General features: G+C 73.0%; 17 protein-coding genes and 3 pseudogenes. 11 read left to right on the top strand and 9 right to left on the bottom strand.

The annotated features are described in order from the left end of the window. Nucleotides 1-16: 16 nt before the first annotated feature. Genes J116_RS00335 through J116_RS00325 form a run of 3 tightly spaced genes read right to left on the bottom strand, consistent with a single transcriptional unit; the run spans nt 17 to nt 2,339 of the window. Nucleotides 17-1,003 carry an alpha/beta fold hydrolase gene (locus tag J116_RS00335; RefSeq protein ID WP_023591367.1) on the bottom strand — a complete coding sequence of 329 codons (987 nt, stop codon included), beginning with the start codon at nt 1,001-1,003 and terminating at the stop codon, nt 17-19. Further along, the gene (locus tag J116_RS00330; protein WP_023591368.1) at nt 1,000-1,236 is read right to left on the bottom strand and encodes an acyl carrier protein; all 237 of its coding nucleotides are present in this window, start codon (nt 1,234-1,236) and stop codon (nt 1,000-1,002) included. The genes J116_RS00335 and J116_RS00330 overlap by 4 nt, the downstream gene beginning before the upstream one ends. A 53-nt stretch (nt 1,237-1,289) precedes the next feature. Further along, nucleotides 1,290-2,339, bottom strand: coding sequence for a beta-ketoacyl-ACP synthase 3 (locus J116_RS00325; RefSeq protein ID WP_023591369.1), 1,050 nt, complete (start codon nt 2,337-2,339; stop codon nt 1,290-1,292). Nucleotides 2,340-2,576: 237 nt separating this feature from the next. On the opposite strand from J116_RS00325, the gene J116_RS00320 reads away from it, so the two are divergent. Then, the gene (locus J116_RS00320; protein ID WP_023591370.1) at nt 2,577-3,014 is read left to right on the top strand and encodes a hypothetical protein; all 438 of its coding nucleotides are present in this window, start codon (nt 2,577-2,579) and stop codon (nt 3,012-3,014) included. 164 nt (nt 3,015-3,178) lie between these two features. Here J116_RS00320 and J116_RS00315 read toward each other — a convergent pair whose 3' ends face one another. Continuing rightward, the gene (locus tag J116_RS00315) at nt 3,179-4,402 is read right to left on the bottom strand and encodes an MFS transporter (protein ID WP_023591371.1); all 1,224 of its coding nucleotides are present in this window, start codon (nt 4,400-4,402) and stop codon (nt 3,179-3,181) included. 133 nt (nt 4,403-4,535) lie between these two features. Here J116_RS00315 and J116_RS00310 point away from each other — a divergent pair, with 133 nt between their 5' ends. Beyond that, on the top strand, nt 4,536-5,489 hold the full coding sequence (locus J116_RS00310; protein ID WP_023591372.1) for a LysR family transcriptional regulator: 954 nt from the start codon (nt 4,536-4,538) through the stop codon (nt 5,487-5,489). A gap of 522 nt (nt 5,490-6,011) precedes the next feature. Here J116_RS00310 and J116_RS28095 read toward each other — a convergent pair. Both J116_RS28095 and J116_RS00305 read right to left on the bottom strand, forming a co-directional pair. After that, nucleotides 6,012-6,248: pseudogene (locus tag J116_RS28095) on the bottom strand (sigma factor); the annotation flags it as partial. 31 nt (nt 6,249-6,279) lie between these two features. Continuing rightward, nucleotides 6,280-7,460: pseudogene (locus J116_RS00305) on the bottom strand (NAD(P)/FAD-dependent oxidoreductase); the annotation flags it as partial. Between the two features lie 928 nt (nt 7,461-8,388). Between J116_RS00305 and J116_RS00300 the strand changes: the two are divergent. From J116_RS00300 to J116_RS00270, 8 genes are all read left to right on the top strand, one after another. Beyond that, complete coding sequence (locus tag J116_RS00300) at nt 8,389-9,483, top strand: hypothetical protein (RefSeq protein WP_023591377.1); 1,095 nt, start codon at nt 8,389-8,391, stop codon at nt 9,481-9,483. Continuing rightward, a complete protein-coding gene (locus J116_RS00295) occupies nt 9,480-9,830 on the top strand; it encodes a hypothetical protein (RefSeq protein WP_023591378.1) in 351 nt (116 codons plus the stop codon). The genes J116_RS00300 and J116_RS00295 overlap by 4 nt, the downstream gene beginning before the upstream one ends. 345 nt (nt 9,831-10,175) lie before the next feature. Continuing rightward, a complete protein-coding gene (locus J116_RS29815) occupies nt 10,176-10,322 on the top strand; it encodes a hypothetical protein (RefSeq protein ID WP_023591379.1) in 147 nt (48 codons plus the stop codon). An 89-nt stretch (nt 10,323-10,411) separates the two neighbouring features. Further along, the gene (locus J116_RS00290; protein ID WP_023591380.1) at nt 10,412-11,479 is read left to right on the top strand and encodes a hypothetical protein; all 1,068 of its coding nucleotides are present in this window, start codon (nt 10,412-10,414) and stop codon (nt 11,477-11,479) included. Continuing rightward, nucleotides 11,472-12,341, top strand: a complete 870-nt coding sequence (locus J116_RS00285) for a class I SAM-dependent methyltransferase (protein ID WP_023591381.1) — start codon at nt 11,472-11,474, stop codon at nt 12,339-12,341. Before J116_RS00290 ends, J116_RS00285 begins: the two co-directional genes overlap by 8 nt. Continuing rightward, nucleotides 12,338-13,561, top strand: a complete 1,224-nt coding sequence (locus J116_RS00280) for an MFS transporter (protein WP_023591382.1) — start codon at nt 12,338-12,340, stop codon at nt 13,559-13,561. Before J116_RS00285 ends, J116_RS00280 begins: the two co-directional genes overlap by 4 nt. A gap of 433 nt (nt 13,562-13,994) precedes the next feature. Next, complete coding sequence (locus J116_RS00275; RefSeq protein ID WP_023591383.1) at nt 13,995-14,492, top strand: SRPBCC domain-containing protein; 498 nt, start codon at nt 13,995-13,997, stop codon at nt 14,490-14,492. Continuing rightward, on the top strand, nt 14,489-14,833 hold the full coding sequence (locus tag J116_RS00270; protein WP_023591384.1) for an ArsR/SmtB family transcription factor: 345 nt from the start codon (nt 14,489-14,491) through the stop codon (nt 14,831-14,833). Before J116_RS00275 ends, J116_RS00270 begins: the two co-directional genes overlap by 4 nt. Nucleotides 14,834-15,142: 309 nt before the next feature. On the opposite strand, the gene J116_RS00265 is transcribed toward J116_RS00270, so the two are convergent. Both J116_RS00265 and J116_RS00260 read right to left on the bottom strand, forming a co-directional pair. Further along, complete coding sequence (locus J116_RS00265) at nt 15,143-16,183, bottom strand: vWA domain-containing protein (protein WP_023591385.1); 1,041 nt, start codon at nt 16,181-16,183, stop codon at nt 15,143-15,145. Between the two features lie 151 nt (nt 16,184-16,334). Next, nucleotides 16,335-16,901: a TetR/AcrR family transcriptional regulator gene (locus J116_RS00260; RefSeq protein WP_235617293.1), complete on the bottom strand. Its 567-nt coding sequence runs from the start codon at nt 16,899-16,901 to the stop codon at nt 16,335-16,337. 132 nt (nt 16,902-17,033) lie between these two features. Here J116_RS00260 and J116_RS00255 point away from each other — a divergent pair, with 132 nt between their 5' ends. Then, nucleotides 17,034-17,483 (top strand): SRPBCC family protein, encoded by a 450-nt coding sequence (locus J116_RS00255; protein WP_235617292.1) that lies wholly within the window; start codon nt 17,034-17,036, stop codon nt 17,481-17,483. 153 nt (nt 17,484-17,636) lie between these two features. Here the strand turns inward: J116_RS00255 and J116_RS28090 are convergent. Then, nucleotides 17,637-18,415: pseudogene (locus J116_RS28090) on the bottom strand (IS5 family transposase); the annotation flags it as partial. Between the last annotated feature and the right edge of the window lie 191 nt (nt 18,416-18,606).

Genomic DNA, 18,606 nt, shown 5'->3' with positions numbered 1-18,606 from the left:
GCTGACGCGACCGGCCTCAGACCCGCACCGGGAACTCGTACGTGTCGCAGTACGACAGCCCCTCCAGCGGCTGGTCGCGCAGGAAGCGCAGCACCAGGTCGGCGTACTCCGCGTCGCACTCCAGATGGGCCATGTGATCGGCCTCCTTGAGGAGCGCCAGCCGCGCGCCGGGGATCGTGGCGGCGACCGCGCCGTTCTGCTCAGGGGTGGTCGTGATGTCGTACTCCCCGGTGAAGACCAGCGCCGGTACGCCCTCGATGCCGCCCGCCGGGATCAGGGCGGGGTCCAGGACCCGCCGGTGGCACGTCGCGTGACGCAGCGACTGACGCCACGTGGTGCGCAGCGCCTGCCGCCGCAGCAGCCGCTGCACCGCCGCCGACTGCCGCACCCGCTCCTGCTCGGCCGTGTTGACCAGATAGCCCACCAGCTGGTCGGCGTACGCGCCGTTCGCCGTGCACGGCCCGTCCAGCGACGCCCCCGGCTCCGGGGAGCCGCGCTCGATGTGGGCGACGGCCTCCCACAGGAACGCCCGCATCGAGTCCGTGACGCGGTGTGTGGCCCCCGCCAGCAGCAGCCGGGCGACCCGGCTCGGGCACCGCTGGGCCATCCGGTACGCGATCGGCACCCCGTAGGACGCCCCGAGCACGTTGACGCGCGGCAGCCGCAGCACGTCCAGAAGGTGCAGCGCCGCGTCCGCCAGGGCGTCGAATCCCTCGTGGGCGGGCAGGTCGTCGGCGACCCCGGTGCCGGGCAGATCCACCAGGATCACCGGGGTGTACGGGGCGATGTACCGCTCCAGCCGCGGCCAGGCGTACATGTCCTGGAGCGCGCCGCCGAGGAGCAGCAGCGGCTCCGCGACCGCCCCGCCCGTACGGTGTGCCCCGCCCCGGTCGGCGCGCACGACCCGGCAGGCGTAGCGCAGCCCGCGCCGGCGCAGGTGGTGGAGCTCCTCGCTGATGTCCGCCGCGCCGGCGGGGAGCAGTCCGACGGTGCCGTGCGTCATACGCGGCGCTCCGCGTGCCGGCTGATCATCTCGGCGAGGCCGCCGACACTGGCGGCGGTGGACAGGTCGTCCTCGCTGATCTCCAGGCCGAGGCGGTCCTCGAGCTGGAGGGACAGCACGACCAGGGCCATGGAGTCGACGCCCGCACCGGCGAGGGACGCGTCTGGGGTGATGGGGCCGGGGGCGAGGCCGCCCTTGGTGGTCAGGATCTCTTTGACCAGTTCGAACGTCATACGAGCTCTCTTCGGGATCGACAGCGCCCGGGCGGCCCCCGGGCGGCGGCGGGCTACAGGCGGGCGGTGAGCCCGGCGGGCCATACGAGGGTGGTCGCCGCCCAGGCCAGACCGCTGCCGAACGCGACCAGGAGCGTCCTGTGGCCGGGCTTCAGGTCCCCCCGGTCGGCGGCGTGGGCGAGCAGCAGCGGCAGCGACGCGGCGGCGGTGTTGCCCACCTCGTGGATGTTGGACGGGCAGTTCCCCACCGGCACCCCGAGGGTGTCGGCGACGGCGGCGGTGATGCGCTGGTTCGCCTGATGGGCGATCAGCCGGTCGATGTCCCCCATCTCCCACCCGGCCGCGGCGACCGCGTCCCGGGCGGCGGCCGCCATCCTGCGCACGGCGTGGCGGAAGACCTCGTTGCCGCGCATGTGGACGAAGAAGTCGCCGCGCGCGGCCCGGTCGCGCTCCCGCCGGCCGCGCGCGCCGCCCGCGGGCACGACGATGGCGTCCGCGAGCGAGCCGTCGCTGCCCCAGACCACCGGCCCCATGGCGCCCTCCGCGTGCGGGACCCCCGCCTCCAGGACCACGGCGCCCGCCCCCTCCCCGAAGATCGGCGCGGTCGCCCGGTCGTCGGGGTCGACGATGGAGGTCATCGTCTCCGCGCCCACCACCAGGACGCGGTGCGCCGTACCGGAGGCGATGAGACCGGCGGCGACCGTACCGGCGTACAGGAAGCCGGAACATCCGGCGGCGACGTCGAACGCGGCCACGGACGGCAGTCCCAGCCGGTGGGCGACCCAGGGAGCGGTGGCGGGGCAGGGATGGTCGGGGCTGCTTGTCGCCACGAGGACCGCGTCGACGGTGTCCGCACCGGCCGACGCCATGGCCCGTGCCCCGGCCTCCACGGCCATGTCCCCGGTGGACACGTCCGGTTCGGCGAACCGGCGCTCGGCGATGCCGATCCGCTCCCGGATCCACTCGTCGGAGGTGTCGAGGCGGGCGCACAGCTCACTGTTGGGAACGCGCCGGGGAGGCAGCCAGGCGCCGAGCCCGACGAGAACGGCGGTGGGCGCGGCGGGCACTGCGGGAGCTTCCGGGGCGGCCGCGGGGGCTGTCACACCCGCTCCATCGGACAACACGCGCACCACACCGGAACCGGCCCGGACCAGGACAACTCATCGCTCATTCGGCCCATGAAAACAGCAGCCGTTCGCCAAACGCGGCAGGCATACCGACGCCACCCCCGCCACACCTCGAACGGGTGGCGCTGCGCTCTGGGTTGACGGTCTGGGGGCCGACGGTGGCGGCGGCCCCGGCCCGCCGCGCCGGGGCGTGGACACGTAACCTCCCACGTCATGGCCGATATCTACGAGTTCCAGCTCACCCTGGACCTGCCGAGCACACTCCCGGAGGGCGACCTCGCCGTACTGCGCTGGCACCTGGGGCACGAGGACGGCGAACAGGGCGACTACGCGTACCCGCTGTGGGACGCCCGGGGCCCGGCGCGGCGGATCGGGGGCGTCCTGGTGGGGGAGTTGCGCTCCGACGACTGGGGCTGGGCGCTGACCGTCCGCCAGGAGTCGCACCCGGACGAGCTGGACGACCTGAACCGGATCGTGAACTGGCTCGCCGCCCGCACGACGACGGCGGGCGTCATCGGGTACCTGCGCTTCCACGAGGACGACGTCCCCGACGTCCTGGTGGCGCGGTCGGGATCGGCGCGCTGCATGACGCTGCGGGCGGAGCACATCACCGACCCGGGGGCGAGGGCCCTGCCCGACCCCTACGCCTGAGCCCCCGCCGCCGCACCGAGGCGCAGACGGCCGACGAGCGGCGCGGAGTGCCGCGGGCGCTGCGCTCCACCCGCGGCACGGCCCCGTGGCGGTCAGGGCGCGATCAGGCGGTGTACGGCCGTCCCGCACCACCCGGTCGCGCTCCGGCCGTCGGCCCGCCCGGCTCAGGCCCTCGGCCCCGCGGGCGCGGCGGCCGTCCCCGGCGCGCGCCCGAGGAGGACGACCAGCAGGGCGCCGAGCGACAGCGCGCCGCCCAGCAGCAGGACCGACCGGGGGCCGAAGCCGTCCAGCACGAGGCCGCCCGTGAAGGCACCCAGGGCGATGGCGCCGTTGAACACGCCGACGAACAGCGACGTCGCCCCCTCCCGGGCCTCCGGCGCGGCCAGCGCCAGCCAGGTCTGGGCGCTCACCGACACACCGCCGTACGCCAGCCCCCACACCACCAGCAGGATCGCGGCGCCCGCCACGGACAGCCCGAGCAGCGGGACGAGCAGCACCGAGGCGGCCAGCGCCGCGCAGATCACCAGCAGGGTGCCGCGCAGCGACCGGCCCACCCGGGCACCGGCCGCGAAGTTGCCCGCGATACCGGCGATCCCGTACACCAGCAGCAGCGTGCCGATCATCGCGGCGGGGACGCCGGAAACCTCCTCCAGGACCGGCCGGACGTAGGTGTACGCGGCGAAGTGGCCGGTCACCAGCAGCGCCACCAGCACGAGCCCCGTGGCCACCCGGCGGGTGCCGAGGAGGCGCAGCACACCGCCCAGCGCGACCGCGTTCTCGGCGGGAAGCGGCGGCAGCAGGACGGCCATGGCGACGGCCACCAGCCCCGCGAGACCGGCCACGGCGAGGAACGCCTCCCGCCATCCGGCGAGTTCACCGAGGTACGCCCCGGCGGGCACGCCCACCACGGAGGCGATGGCGATACCGCTGAAGACGGCGGAGGTCGCCGGCCCGACGGACCCGGCCGGAACCAGCCGTACGGCCAGGCCGCCCGCGAGGGACCAGACACCACCCATCCCGATGCCGATCAGTACCCGGGCCGCCGTCATGACCGTGAAGTCCGGCGACCAGGCGGCCAGCGCGTTGGCCGCCGCCAGCAGGACCATCAGGGAGCAGAGCACCACGCGCCGGTCGATCCGGCCCACCGCCGCGGTGACCAGCGGCGCGGCGAGCGCGGCGACCAGACCGGTGACGGTGAGCGTCAGCCCGGCCGTGCCCTCGCTCACGTCCAGGGAACCGCCGATCGGAGTGAGCAGGCCCACGGGCAGCATCTCCGACGTGACCACGGTGAAGGTCCCCGCCGCCACCGCGACGACCCCGGGCCACCCGCCCTTCGCGGGCCTTCCGGACGCGGGGACATATGCGGATGTGTCAACGACTTTTGCCATGGTTCCAGCCAACTCCCGGGCCGGAGGCGGAACAAGCGCGAAGTTCTCATGCTTCCATGAGGTGGGCTAATCGAACGACGGCGTGGGCGCCGCGCGCGACCGGAGCGGGTCACGCCGCTGGAGGGACACGACCATGACGATCACCGAAGCCGAAGCGGTGCCCACCGGCGCGACGCGCGCACCGGCGGGCACGGTGGAGATCCGTGAGCTGGAGTGCTTCCTCGTCCTCGCGGAGGAGCTGCACTTCGGGCGGACGGGGGAGCGGCTGTACGTCTCGCAGGGCCGGGTCAGCCAGTTGATCCGTGCCCTCGAGCAGCGCATCGGCGCCCGCCTGGTGGACCGTACGAGCCGACGGGTGCGGCTCACCCCGCTCGGTGAGGACTTCCTGAGCGCGCTGCGTCCGGCCTACGCCGCGCTGCGCGCCACCGTCGAGAACGCCCGCGCGGCGGCCCTCGGGCACAGCGGCACGCTGCGGCTCGGCTTCCAGGGCGCGGTGGGGTACGGATTCACTGAGGTGATCGGGGAGTTCGAGGAGCGGTACCCCGGCTGCGAGACCCGGATCACCGAGTTGCCGCTCTCCGACCCGTTCGGGCCGCTGCACCGGGACGAGGTGGACATCGCGGTCGTCCTCCTGCCGGTCCGGGAGCAGGGGCTGGTGCTGGGGCCCGTCTTCTCCCGTCAGCCGCAGTACCTGGCGGTCTCCCGCAGGCACGCCTTCGCCGACCGGACCGCCCTGGACGCCGAGGACCTGGCGGCCACGCGGCTCGTCGGGGTCGCGGCCCCGGCGCCGGACTACTGGCGCGAGTTCCAGGCGCCCACCCGCACCCCGGCGGGCACCCCGGTGCCGCGGGGCCCGAGGGTCGGCACGCTCCAGGAGGGCCTGTCCCTGGTGGCGGCCAACCGGGGCGTGATGCTGCTCTGCCGGCCCACCGCCGAGTACCACCACCGACGGGACGTGGTCCACGTGCCGGTGACGGGGCTGCCCGAGTCCGCCCTCGGCCTGGTCTGGCACCGCGACCGCGAGAACCCCCGAGTCCGCGCCTTCGCCCAAGCAGTCACCGAAACCCTCGCCGGCCTGGCGCCGTAACCCGAGAAGGACACGCCGCACCCGGCCCGCACCCGCTGCACGCGGCGAGCGGTTCGGCTTCGCGCCAACCCTCAGTCTCCACGCGCTCGTACGCGATGGGCTTCCGCCGGTCTTCGCGATCCGGCCGACGCGGTGGCCGTACCCGTGGTGGGGTGGGAGCCCCGCGGCGGCGAACAGCGACGACCCGAACTCCTCTCACGGTGACCCGCGTTCGCCCGCCGACCGACCGACCGACCGCCGTCGCCGTGGCCGGGGGCACACACAGGTTCCGGCGCCGCCCGGCCGCTTCCGTGCTCACCGAAAGGGGAGAGCGCATGGGCCGTACCTTGCTCATCCGACTGGCCACCGCCGCCGCCGTGGTGTCCCTCGTCGCCGGCTGTGCCACCACCGCGGGGCGGCGAACCGGACGAGGCGGCGAACCCGCCGAGCGAGCGGGCCGACCCCATGAGGGGACTGCGCCGTCACCTTCCCGGAACCGGCCACCGGCACGGTGCGCGCATGACCCCGGCCGGTGACGCTGAGCCGCTCGCTGGCCGAACGCATCCGGTCGAGGCACAGATTGGTGACCACCTTGGTCAGCCACGCCTCCGGCACCTTGATCCGCTGCCGGTCGGCGGCCTGCCAGCGCAGGAACGCGTCCTGCACGGCGTCCTCGGCGTCGGTGGCGGAGCCCAGGAGCCGGTACGCCAGCGAGACCAGCCGGTTCCGGCTGGCCTCGAACCGGCTGGTGTCGAAGCGATCGGTGGCGGTGCTGTCCACGCGGGCCACTCCAGGCGGCTACGCGGCCTTCGACCGGCGCGTGCGGCGCGGCGGCCAGGGGGAGTTGACGCTTCGGCATGCCGAAGGTCGGGTGGGAGATGCCCCAGAGCGCGATCTTCAGGATGCCCGCCTTGATCCGCGCGGCATTCCGGCCGCCCATGTACTTCGGCTTCGCCCGCGCTTCGGCGTCGACCATCTGGAGGATGCCGTCCCGCCGCCCGAGGCAGATGTGGTTGCCCAGGTAGACCTGCTTGACGGTCGCGGCCTTGCGTCCGGTCAGCCGTCCCACGATCGCCTCCGCGGCCTGCTGGCCGGTGGAGCCCGCCGAGGCGCAGGACATCGGCAGCGGTCGGCCGTTGTCGCCCACGGCGTACGCGCTGTCCCCGGCGGCGTAGACGCTCGGGTGCGAGACCGACCGCATGGTGCGATCGACGACGATCCGGCCGGTCTCCGTGACCTCGAGACCGCTGGCTGCGGCGATGGGGTGGACCGCGAACCCGCCCGTCCACACGGTCGCGTCGGACGCCAGGACGGTGCCGTCGGCGCACAGCACCCGTGTCGCTTCGACGGCTTCGACACTGGTGTGCTCCACAACGGTGATGCCCAGCCGGTCGCAGGCCCGGCGCAGGTGGTCGCGGGCCCCGGCGGAGAGCCTGGCGCCCAGCTCGCCGCGGGCGATCAGTGCCACCGACAGGCCGGGCCGGGACTCGGCGATCTCGGTGGCGGTCTCGATGCCGGTCAGGCCGTCGCCGGCGACCACCACGTTCCCGCCTCCGGTCCGCTCGTCCAGGCTGTCCAGGTGCTCGCGCAGGCGCAGCGCCGAGGCCCGGCCGGCGACGTCGAAGGCGTGCTCGGTCACGCCGGGCACACCCTGATCGGCGACGTGGCTGCCGAGCGCGTAGACGAGTGTGTCGTACCCGAGTTCGCCGCGGCCGTCGGCACCGGCCGCGGTGACGACCCGGTGCGCGGGGTCGACGGCGGTGACGCGGGCCAGACCAGCCGTACCCCCGTACCCGCGAAGACGTCGGTGAGCTTCGGAGCCCCGATCTCCTGGCCTGCGGCGACCTGGTGCGGCCGCAGCCGCTCCACGAGGACCGGCTCGGCGTTGACCATGGTGATCTCGGTGTCCTCCGGGGACAGCCGACGGGCCAGGTTCCCGGCCGCGAAGGCCCCGGCATAGCCGGCGCCGAGAACGACGATGCGGTGCTTCATGTTCAGCTCCTGTCGTTGTGCTTGCTCCGGTGACTTGAGCGGGACGGGGCCCCGTTTCCTGACAGGAACTTCGAGTGATGCGGGTCACAGGGTGGTGGGGGGTGTTGAACCAGGCGGACGGTCAGCCGCAGATGAGGCCGGGAGTTCGGCGAACACGCGCCATCACGCCGACTGGGGCGTGCCGGTGCGCGTTTCCGCGCGCCGGGCCGAGCGGACCCCAAGGGCCCCAGGGCCCCCAGGCCCAGGGCCCCCAGGCCCAGGGCCTCCAGGCCCCATGCAACGGGAGCACGAGCTGGCGGCCCGGATCGGCCCGTCCCTTGCAGCCCGGCCGCGCGTGCGCCGCCATGGCCGACGGATCACGCGCGTGCGCCGGAGCCCGGGCAGCGGGCCGTGGCAGACGGCCCGCGCGGTGCCGCGCCGCAACCGGCCGGGCTCGACGCCGCTTTCCTCCCCGCTGCGGCCGCCCCCGTCCCGTTCTTTCGAAAATTCTCGAACTGCTGGATCGGCCGACACCGCGCGCTGAGAATCGTGTGCGGCCCCGGACCGGTGGAGCGTACGGCTCTCTCGGCCCGGGGCGGACCAGCCCGACGGCGGCGACGGGGGAGGACCGCGTGCGTGCTGTACCTGGCGGGACGGAGCACGACGCGGTACGCGACCGGGCGCTCGGCCGACTGAGGGAACGCCCATCCACCAGGGCTTCCGGCCCCTGACTCCGTAGAGGAGCCGAGTCCGGAGGCCATCGGGGCACACCGGATGCGCGCGAGCCCTTCGCGACAGGCACTGCCTGCCGCGGACCGCTCCGGATGAGGCGGCCGTGCTCCACGCGGCCCGCACCCCGCACTGCCGCACCGAGCCGAGAGAGAGCGTGAACCGCCGCCGATCGCCTACGAGTGGCGGCACCGAGCGACACGGAAGAGGGGGCACCGTCATGACGTCCGACCACGCCATCGCCTCCGGGCTGGACACCACGCTGTCGAGCGGGATGTTCGGGGACGGCGACGCCCTCGCGGCGGACCGCGACACGCTGGTCGAGGGCCAGAGCTGGGCCCTGTGCGAGAGCGTCCCGGAGGTCCGGCCGACGTCCGGACTCCAGGCGCTCGTCCGCGTCGCGGAGCGGGCCGACCGCGACCGCGCGGGCGCCGAGGTGTCCTTCTCGCCGCTGGAGCTGGACGGGGAGGCCGCCGGGTCACCGGCCGACGACCCCACCGGACCGGCGCCGTGGGCGGACGGGCGCCGTGCCTGGTTCGTACGGGACTGGGCGCACCCGCGTACCGACGCCCTGCTGCGCGTCACACGGCAGGTGCTGGACTTCAGCGGGTACGCGGGCGACATCGACGGGCACACGCCCGCCCGCCGCGACGGTGAGGCCGTCGCCGCCGGGGTCGCGCTGCTGGAACGGGCACTGCCGGCGGCCACCGGCCACACGCTGTCGCTCGTCCGCCTGGTCTGCGTCCTGCGGTGCGACATCCCGAGCATGTACCTCACGCAGGTGCCGGAGACCGTGTTCGTCTCCGACGGGCTGCTGCGCGGGCACAGCGCGCTGGTGGTGGGCGAGTGCCTGCTGCACGAGTCGCTGCACGAGAAGTACACGCTGCTGCGGCTGGTGCGCCGACTGATGCGGCCGGGCCAGAGCGACACCGCGGGACCCCGCGTACTGCTGCCCTGGTCGCTGACGATGGGGGAGCGGCGACGCTTCGGCGTCAACCGGCTCCTTTCGACGCTGCACGTGTACGCGCACCTGAGCGCCCTCCACGTGGCGGTGCTGGCCACCGGCGCGCACCGGGAGCACCACGCGGAGGCCCGGGCGCGCCTGGCCACCACTTACGAGCGCGGCGCCTACCTCGCCGAGGCGCTGCGGTTCCCGGAGGTCGTCGAGCACCTGGGCCCGGACGGGACGCGGCTGCGCGACTGGCTGGCCGAGGACGTGCTCGCCCCGGCAGCCGCGGCCGGCGCGACCGCCGGACTGGCCCTCGCCCCTTACCCCACCGGCACGTGGAACCGAGAGGATCTGGTCTCCCCATGAGCGCTGCGCGCACCTCCTCGCCCCCCGGCGTCCGTATCGAGGCGATGTCCGTCAAGGGCCGGTACTTCCTGTTCGCGCAGGAGCCGCCCACCGTCATGATCGTCGACGCGGTCACCGTCCTCCTCATCCGCTTGGCGCAGTCGCAGTCACAGTCGCAGTCGGCACCGCCGGAGCAGCCGGAGCGGGCGGAGTCCCTGCGGGAGCGCTTCCGCGGCCTGATGGCCCGGCGCGGCACGGACGGCGACACCAGCGACCGGCTGTTCGACGACGCCGTCGGGGCGCTGCGGACCGCTGGCCTCGGCCGCCTCGTAGAGGACCCCGCGAACCGAGCGGACCCCGCCCCCTGAGCCGAGCGGACACCAGCCCTTGAGCCCCGCGGGCCCCGCTCCTGGAGCCGAGAGCGGTCACCGCGGCCTCGGGGAGCGGGCCTCCTGCCCCGGCCGTACAGCGCTCCGCCCCACGAGGGCCGCGTCCCCCGGGCCGGGCGCACCCTGCCCCGACACCAGGACGGACACGACCCCGCCACCGACCGGACGCGGCCCCCGAGCCGACAGGACACCCCCGTACCCAACCGGACACGCCCGCCGAGCCGGGAAGACACCCCGTCCCCTCGGGGACGCCGGGCACCGCCCCAGACTCCGGCCGGACATCCGCCGGCCGGCCCGCCGGAAGCCGCCGAAAGGAGGTGAACCATGGAGATCACTCACGAGACCGCCGTCCAGGAGCAGGAGTTCGACGGACTGCTCGCCGAGATCGACGTCACGCAGGACTCGCAGCACGTGTCCGCCGTCGTCGTCCCGGACATCCAGGCGCAGGCGCAGTACCCCCGCATGGTCTGACGCGGCGCGCGGGCGGGCGGCACTTCGGTGCCTCCCGCCCGCGCAACCCGGCCCTACGAGGAACGCCCTACGAGGAACAAGGACGAGCAGTGACCCAGCTGGAATGCATCGCCGTGCTGCAGAGCGGGCCCTTCGGTGACTCCGGAGGGCTCGGCAAGGACCTCGCCACCTTCCACGACGGCCTCGCCGAGGTGCTCACCCACGCCACCGGTGTCAGCCTCCCCGCGGCCGACGACATGATCGACGCCAGTCTCCGCCGGTGGGCGATGGACCGGGCCTCCAAGGCGCTGCTGGTACACGCCGACACGGCGACCGCGGCGGCCGTACTGTCCGACGCCGCCGCGCTGCTGGAGGGCCCGCGCGGCGGGGCCCGCTGCCTTCCCGTCGCGGACGGCTACGCGCTCGCGGCCGACTGGTCCGACAGCCCCGCGAGCCGACGCCTGCTCGACAACGTCGCCGGGGACCTCCCGCACGCGGTCACCTTCACCGACGTCACTCCGCGCCACGCCGACCGGCTCCGAGCGGGCGTCGCCCTGCTCACCGACACCATCGGCGGCCTCGCCCCGTCCACGCTCGCCGGCGTCTCCGGGACGCTGCTCGTCGACAGCGACACCATCGAGTCCGCGTTCGTCGTGCCGGCCCCACGCGTGTCGGTGCTGAGCAGCCGCGTACTCGACGACGTGGTCGCCACGGCGGACGCGCTGTTCCACGAGGCGTGCCACCAGAAGCTGTACGACCTGATCGCGACCCGGCGGGTGGTGCGGCCCGGTTTCGACTTCCTCCAGGGGCCCGTGTTCACGATCCCGTGGAGTCCCGTCGACGGCCGCCGCAGGGTGATGGACTGCCTGCGCGTCCTGTCCACCCTCCACGTGTACACCCACCTCATGGCCTTCTTCGTCGCGCTCCACCGGCAGCGCTTCCCCCACCCGACGGCGGCGGAGCGCCTCACCGAGTACTGGGGCAGGGCCCGCTTCTTCTGGCTCGTCGCGGCCAGCGGCGCGCTCGACCCGGCCCTCGGCCCCGACGGGAGGGACCTGACCCGGTGGCTCGTGTCGGCGTTCGAGCTGCACGCCGCGGCCCTGGCCGACCTCGGCGTCGGCGTGGACCACACCCATGACGCGGACGCCCAGCGGCAGTTGGAGTCGATCGGTGTCTGACGTCCGGGGCGACGACCCCCTCTTCGGGCCCTTCCTCGCCATCCAACGGCAGTTCCCCGGCATCCCGCTGCTCAGCTACTACGACGCGGACTTCTTCGCGTACTCGCGCGACGCGGCCTGGCCGCAGGAGTGGGACGTACCGGCGCTCGCCCGGCTCGCCTCACAGGTCGCGCCGAGCACCGTCGTCGACGTGGGATGCAGCGACGGCCGCATCCTGTGGCACCTGCGCAGGCGCGGCATCGGCGCCCACCACATCGGCCTCGACACGTCCGTCGCGGCGCGCGCGAGCTTCGAGGAACGCTTCGCGGGCGAGAGCGGCGTGCACTTCCGGCACCTGGACGTCACGGCTGCGGACGGACCGGCGGTGGAGGCGGACCTCGCCGTGATGGGCAGCGTCACCGTCAACAGCTTCCGCACCCACCGGGACCTCGACCGGCTCCTCGGCTTCCTGCACGGCGTGCTGCGGCCGGGCGGGCACGCGGCGTTCCTCGTCTACCAGGACCACGTACCGGGACTGTTCCGTGAACTCGGGCGGGCGATGGACGCGGTACCGTTCCGCGACGCCGACGGCAACCGCCGCCTCATCTGGCGCGGCATCGACTTCGCACCGGAACGTGACAACGACCTGCGGCAGAACTACTTCATCCAGTACGACGACGACCGCTTCCCCGGCGTCCTCGGCCTGGTACGCGAACGGGTGTGGACGACGAGCGAGGTGCTCGCCGCGGTGGGCGGGCACGGTTTCGACCTCGTCGCGCAGGACATCGCCGTCGTCGATGACGGCGGCGCCGAGGGATGGCCGTGCGACGCGTTGCTGCTGCGCAGGACGCCCCGTCCACCGCAGGGGGGAACGCGGACGTGACGGGGCGGCGGCACGGCACGGCGGCGCTCCTCGCCGTGGTCGTCACCACATTCGTCTCGACCACCGGTGACGCGGCGGCCTCGCTGGCGCTCGTGCTGGACGCGGCGGCCGACGGGCAGACGTGGCGCGTCACGGAGGTCTTCCTCGCCGACCTGCTCCCCCCGGTCTTCCTCGCCCCGGCGGCCGGAGCCCTCGTCGACCGGTACGACGCGCGGCGGGTGTGGCTGGCGGGGTCGCTGGGGCAGGCGGCGCTGTTCGCGGCCGCGGCGCTGGTCGACGGGTTCCACCTGCGGGTGGCGTTGCTGGCCGTGTCGGGCGTCCTCGCCGTCGCGACCAGCGCAGCCTGCTTCGCGCTGCTGCCCGCCATGACCGGCACGGGGCGCATCGCCCGGGCGAACAGCTGGATGACGACCGCGACATCGGCCGCCGCACTTCTCGGCCCCGGCGTCGGCGGGGCCGTGCACACGTCGCTCGGCACCGCGTGGATTCTCGGCTTCGACGCGCTGTCGTTCCTCGCCGTGGCGGGTGCGGCGGCGTTCGCGGCGCCATCCCGTGCCGTCCCGCCCCCCGCGGCGGAGCCGCTGCGCGAGCCGGCCCGGCGCGGCTTCCGGCTCCTGCGCCACAACACCGTGATCGGCCCCCTGCTGCCGGTGCTCGCGGTGACGATCCTGGCGACCGCCGTGGAGGGCGTCGCGGGCGTCTTCTACCTCCGCGAGGTCACGGCCAGCGACAGCGTGTACGGGCTGCTGCTCTCGGCCTGGGCGCTCGGGTCCGTGCCCGGTGCGCTGCTGGCGGGCTGGTCCCGCCTGGACGGCCGCGAGACGCTGCTGGTCGGCGGCGGCGCGGCGCTCATGGGCGCGGCGCTTCTGACCGAGGGCCTGATCCCCTTGACCGGCGTGATCGCCGTGGCGTTCCTGGCGGGCGGCTTCGGCAACGGGGCGCACAACGCCGGGGTACGGACCCTGATGCACCGGCATGTGCCCGCGTCGGACCACGGCGTCGCCTGGGCGTGCTACCGGGCGATGGCCAACACCTGCGTCACCGTCGGGTACCTGCTCGGCACGCCCGATGTGCTGCTCGGGGCGCGCACGCTGATCCTGCTGTCGGGTGCCGGCACCGTCCTGGCGGCCCTGTACGCGTACCACCGCCTCCGCCCCGTCCCCACGGGGACACGCACGACAACGGCCCCACGGGAGCGGCACCACGAGCCGTCCGACTGACCAGACGCGCCGGGGGCGTCACCTGCGGGGGAGTGGGGGCGGCGGCCGCCCGGACCGGTACACCGCGATGCCGCGTACGGCCCCGCTCCGATCGGCGGCGAATGGATCGCGCCGGCATTCGCGAGCGACGGCGGGGGCCACCTCCTCAAGTTCGGAGGCGGCGGTCAAGTCTGGAAGGCCAGTACCGCCTCGTTTGACGACCTCGATCTCGTCGCGGCCGCCTTGCGGGAACTCCTCGAACAGCTCGGCCGACGGGTCGCGAACCAGCTCTGATCATCGGCCGTGGGGCAGACCGGCACCCTGCCCCACGAAGGTCAACCCTTCCGCAGACCGGGAACGCGCCCGACCACGACAGAAACTGCAACCCGCAGATTGCAATGATCAGGGGTTATGCAACCATGAAGTTGCAGGACAAGTCGCGAGGGAGAGACTCATGAACGACGTCACCCACACCGAAGCGGAGCTGGCCGAGCTCGACCGGATCGCACGGCAGATCGACATCGACGCCCCGGCCGAGCGGGTATGGGAGCTGGTCGCACGCCCCGGCTGGTACATCAACGACGGCACGGTCGAGGCCGAGCCGGACCTGCGCTACGAGGGCGACGTGGCCGTGGTGCGCCATCCGTCGCTGGGCGAGTTCCGGTTCCGTACGGTCGAGCTGGACAGGCCCCGCTACGCGGCGTTCCGCTGGATCGGCACGCCGTACCGGGACGACTCGACGCCCTCCACTCTGGTCGAGTTCTGGATCGACGAGCGGGACGGCGGCGGCGTGACCCTGCGCGTCGTGGAGAGCGGGTTCTCCAGCCTCGCCGACGACCCGGCAGCGTGGCTGAAGGAGCGCGAGGGCAACGACAAGGGCTGGCTCACCGAGCTGGCGGCGGGGAAGGAGTTCGTTGAGCAGATCGCGGCGGCCCCCACGAGGCAGCCGTGACCGACCCCGCTCCTCCCGTCATGTGTGCCGCGCTCGGTGACGCGACGCGCTGGGAGATACTCACCCGGCTCGGTGAGGCCCCCATGTCGGCGTCCGCGTTGGCCAGGGTCCTGCCGGTGAGCCGACAAGCGATCGCCAAGCACCTGGAGGTGCTGCGCGAGGTCGGGCTGGTCGAGTCCGAGCAGCGCGGGCGCGAGGTCGTTCACGTGGTCGTCGGCGCCCGGCTCGGCGCGCTGGCCCGCGAACTCGACCGGATCGGCCGTTCCTGGGAGAACCGCCTGCTGCGGATCAAGGAACTGGCGGAGCGCCCGGAAGCCGACGAGCCGCGAGGCCGTGACTGAAGGGTCAGCGATCTCGGCCTGGCAGGCGTGGGGAGCAGTCGTGTCCGCAGGGCATGCCCATGACGTTCAGTACGGGTCCTCGCCCTCGGGGATCTCGAAGGTGAAGTTCGCTCCTGACGGGACAACCGTGAGCGAGCACTGGTTGCCGAAGCTCAGCGGAGCATATGGCGCCCAGGAGGAACAGCCGGCCCTGTCGAGGGCGGTGGTCTCGGCCGCACGACTCGAACCCCCATGCCGCGCCCGCCGCAGCTGGTGGTACGCCCGGCACCCGCCGCGACTCCTGGGGCGGGGCGCCGGGGCGCTCGGGTGTCACTTCATCAGCAGCAGCCGCGTGTTCGGTACCAGCTTGCGGTTCACGCTGGTGCTCTGCACGAAGATCGTGAAGTCGTCGTTGTGGTCCGGCTTCACCCGCACTTCCACGTCGGGCAGGCCGAGCAGGGCTCGGGCCTCCGGACCCGTGTACACCCGGTCCGTCTTCTTCTCCAGCACCGCGATCTGCTTCCGCGCCTGGATCTTCTCCGACTTGCTCAGCTGGTAGAACGCGCACCCGGTGCGGTAGGTGTGCCCGGACTCGACGACCCAGTCCCGTATCGCCGCGTCACGGGCCACCGGGATCAGCTCGTACGCCGACGGCTTCACCGGGGTCAGTCCAGCTGCCTTGATGGCGTCCTTGTTGACGACCTCCGCGCCGGTGGAGAACACGGCCCGCGATCCCCGGATGCCCTTGGCGCGGCCCACCATGAACTTCTCGGTGGCCGCCTGGATGACCTGCCCGGCCTCCTCCAGACCCTGTGTGCTGGTGGCGTCCCAGATCGCGATGTTGTCCTTGGGGAAGCCGCACGCCATGGCCTCGCGCTTGCCCATCTGGTCTGGCACCAGGACGGCCAGCGTCCAGTTGTCGTCCTGCGTCTCGATCATCTTGGCCACGGCCTCGACCAGTTGACGCTGATCCCTGACCGGGGCGTCCGGGCAGCGGTGGCTGGCGTTCTCCTGCCCGTCGGTGAGCACGAACGTCAGGAAGCTGTGGTCGCCGTACAGTTGCGCCGTCTGCGCCAGCTCCGCCTGCGACTTCAGCGCCGCCGCCAGCAGGGCCGTCATCCCGCCGACCCGGTACAACTGCTTGAGCGACGGCATGCGCAGTACGTCCTTGTCGTAGATGACGCACTCCACCTTGTCGGCGAAGACGTACACCGTGACGCGGGTCTCCTGGTCCAACTCCCGGGAGCGCCGGGCGAGGTAGGCGATCTGCTGGTCGGCCACCTCGACGACCTTGCCCCGCAGATGCGACATGGACGAACTGGCGTCCAGTACGAGAGCGACGTGATTGATGTAGTTCTGCTTACCGGACATGAAAAGGCTCCCCCTCGTTTCCGATTCGATGCCCTTACCGTCTCACCCACCACTGACAAACGACCGGACCCTGACCATCCGAGCCGGTCCCGCCCCCACCAGAACCCGGCCCGTCCCCGTACTCACATCAGCCGTGCCGACTGGTGCTCGGTCAGGTCGCGTCGCTTCGCTGACCGGTGACCCCGTCACTTGGCGGGTAGTACAGCCGGAGGAACTCCTCCATCGCCGCGTCGACGCCGACGCGGTCGCCGGTGGCGAGCAGGTCGAGCAGCAGTCCGCGGACGGTGGCCAGACCAAGCCGGGCGCGGCTCCGGGCCGTTGCGGGGTCTGCTCCCGCGGCCAGCTCGGCGTGCGCGAGCGGTTCGAGCCAGTCCGTCACGAGCCCGTCGAGGACGCGGGCGGCCTCGGGGTGGCCCCGCAGCGCTTGCCCGCAGATCTCGAAGAAGAGCCTCTCCTGGCCGGCCAGCGCCGGCTCGGTCAAGTGCTGCCAGAGCAGCCGCGCGGCATCGCGGGGCGAGAGGCCGTGCTCGAGGCGGAGCCCGGAGAGGAGGTGGCGCTGACGCCGTTCCGACGTCCGGACGATCTCGGCGAGCAGTTGTTCCTTGGAGCCGAAGTAGTGGATCAGCATGCGGTGGCTGACGCCGATCGCGGCGCCCAGGCGGCGCAGGCTGAGGTCCGCGATGCCGTATTCGGCGACGTGGTCGACGGCCGCGTCCACCAGCCGGGTTCGCCGGCCCTTGCCGGGGCCGGGGGTGTTTCGCTCCGGGTATGCGAGCCGTCCGTATCCACCACGTCGCGAGTGTACCGGCAGGTACATGCCGCATGTACCGTGTGGTACAAGCCGGTCACCGTGTCGATCGACGTACCGCAGACACCGCAGCAGGTCTACGACTTCCTCGATGTCATGGCTCACCACCAGCGGTTCACCGACCACTACCTGACCCGCTGGCGCTACAGCGGGCCGGACCGCGGCGTCGGATCGTTCGCCACGGTCACCGCCACGCTCGGCGGCACGAAGACCGACGTCAGCATCGAGGCCGTCGAGGCCGACCCCCCACGGCGCATCGTCGAACGCAACGTCAGCGCGGCCGGCCGCCGCCTGGCCCACGGCACCTACATCATCGACCCCCTGCCCGCAGGCGGAAGCCGCGTCTCCTTCACCTACACCTGGACGTGCGCCCCTCTCGCCGAGCGCCTGCTGGCACCCGCCATCCGGGCCACGATGCGACGCGCCAACCGCACAGTGATGCGGCGCCTGGCCGCAGAGCCGGCTCGCCATGTCTCCGCTGAGGGCCCCTGACAGTGAACAGTGTCTTGTGCCGCCCCCCAGAACCGACCCCATGGCGGCTCGGCTCCACCTCGGGCTAGGCGGCTTCTTTCGGATCATCTCGCCGACCAGATGAAGATGGCGGCGATGTGGAGTCCGGCGAGGTAGATGGGTAGATGGTGGCGCGATGTGGAGTCCGGCGAGGTAGATGGTGGCGTTCTTGTCGTAGCGGCTGGCCAGGCCGCGCCATGGCTTGAGCTTGTTGATGCACCGTTCGACGGTGTTGCACTGCTTATAAGCCTCGCGGTCAAAGGCAGGCGGGCGACCGCCGGACCGGCCTCGCTTCTTGCGCTTGGCGACCTGGCCGGAGGGCTGACGGATCACCGCCCGGATCCTTCGGCGCAGATGACTGCGGATTGCGCGGGATGAGTGGGCCTTGTCGGCCAGGACCATCTCCGGTGTGGTCCGGGGCCGGCCGACCGGTCGTGGCACTCGCAGCCGGGCCATGACTCGGGGAACGCCGGTGTGTCACCGGCCTGTCCGGGCGTGAGGACGAACGCGAGCGGGCGGCAGCGGCTGTCCGCGGCAAGATGGACCTTCGTGGTCAGTCCGCCGCGGAGCGTCCCAGGGCATGGCCGTCCGGCTCCCCCGCCAAGGCCCCTTCTGACGGGCCCCGGCAGCGTGCTGATGAGCCCGGACGATGGTGGAGTCGACAGAGACGATCCAGTCGAGGTCGCCCTCGGCGCCGGCCTGGGCCAGCAGAGCGGTGAAGACCTTCTCCCAGGTGCCGTCGACAGCCCACTTCCGCAGCCGGTTGTGGACCCCCTTCCACAAACCGAAGTGCTCGGGCAGGTCCATCCACGGGTGCCGGTGCGGTACTTGAACGCGATCGCGTCGATCACCTGCCGGTGATCAGGCCGCCGCCCACCCCGCCTCGGCGTCCGATCCGGCAGGAACGGCTCAATCCTCGCCTACTGAGCATCAGTCAACGACACACACCGACCAACGATCAGATGATCCGAAGGAGCGCCAGTCCGATTGTGGGGCGGCCCGGCTGTCGCGGTGGCGGGTGCGCGGCGCACTTGCCACGGCGCTGTCGCCTGTTCACCGGCACCCGGCAGTGCGGACAGCCGAGCCCTGAACCACGAGGTGAGCC

This window comes from Streptomyces thermolilacinus SPC6, from assembly GCF_000478605.2.
In the GTDB taxonomy this organism is placed as follows: Bacteria; Actinomycetota; Actinomycetes; order Streptomycetales; family Streptomycetaceae; genus Streptomyces; species Streptomyces thermolilacinus.
Note: the sequence above shows the minus strand (reverse complement) of the source record. Positions and strands in the feature narration are given on the sequence as shown.

Coding starts and splice junctions, on each gene's coding strand:
- J116_RS00335 (WP_023591367.1), bottom strand. CDS start 1,003: ATGACGCACGGCACCGTCGGACTGCTCCCCGCCGGCGCGGCGGACATC.
- J116_RS00330 (WP_023591368.1), bottom strand. CDS start 1,236: ATGACGTTCGAACTGGTCAAAGAGATCCTGACCACCAAGGGCGGCCTC.
- J116_RS00320 (WP_023591370.1), top strand. CDS start 2,577: ATGGCCGATATCTACGAGTTCCAGCTCACCCTGGACCTGCCGAGCACA.
- J116_RS00315 (WP_023591371.1), bottom strand. CDS start 4,402: ATGGCAAAAGTCGTTGACACATCCGCATATGTCCCCGCGTCCGGAAGG.
- J116_RS00310 (WP_023591372.1), top strand. CDS start 4,536: ATGACGATCACCGAAGCCGAAGCGGTGCCCACCGGCGCGACGCGCGCA.
- J116_RS00300 (WP_023591377.1), top strand. CDS start 8,389: ATGACGTCCGACCACGCCATCGCCTCCGGGCTGGACACCACGCTGTCG.
- J116_RS00295 (WP_023591378.1), top strand. CDS start 9,480: ATGAGCGCTGCGCGCACCTCCTCGCCCCCCGGCGTCCGTATCGAGGCG.
- J116_RS29815 (WP_023591379.1), top strand. CDS start 10,176: ATGGAGATCACTCACGAGACCGCCGTCCAGGAGCAGGAGTTCGACGGA.
- J116_RS00275 (WP_023591383.1), top strand. CDS start 13,995: ATGAACGACGTCACCCACACCGAAGCGGAGCTGGCCGAGCTCGACCGG.
- J116_RS00265 (WP_023591385.1), bottom strand. CDS start 16,183: ATGTCCGGTAAGCAGAACTACATCAATCACGTCGCTCTCGTACTGGAC.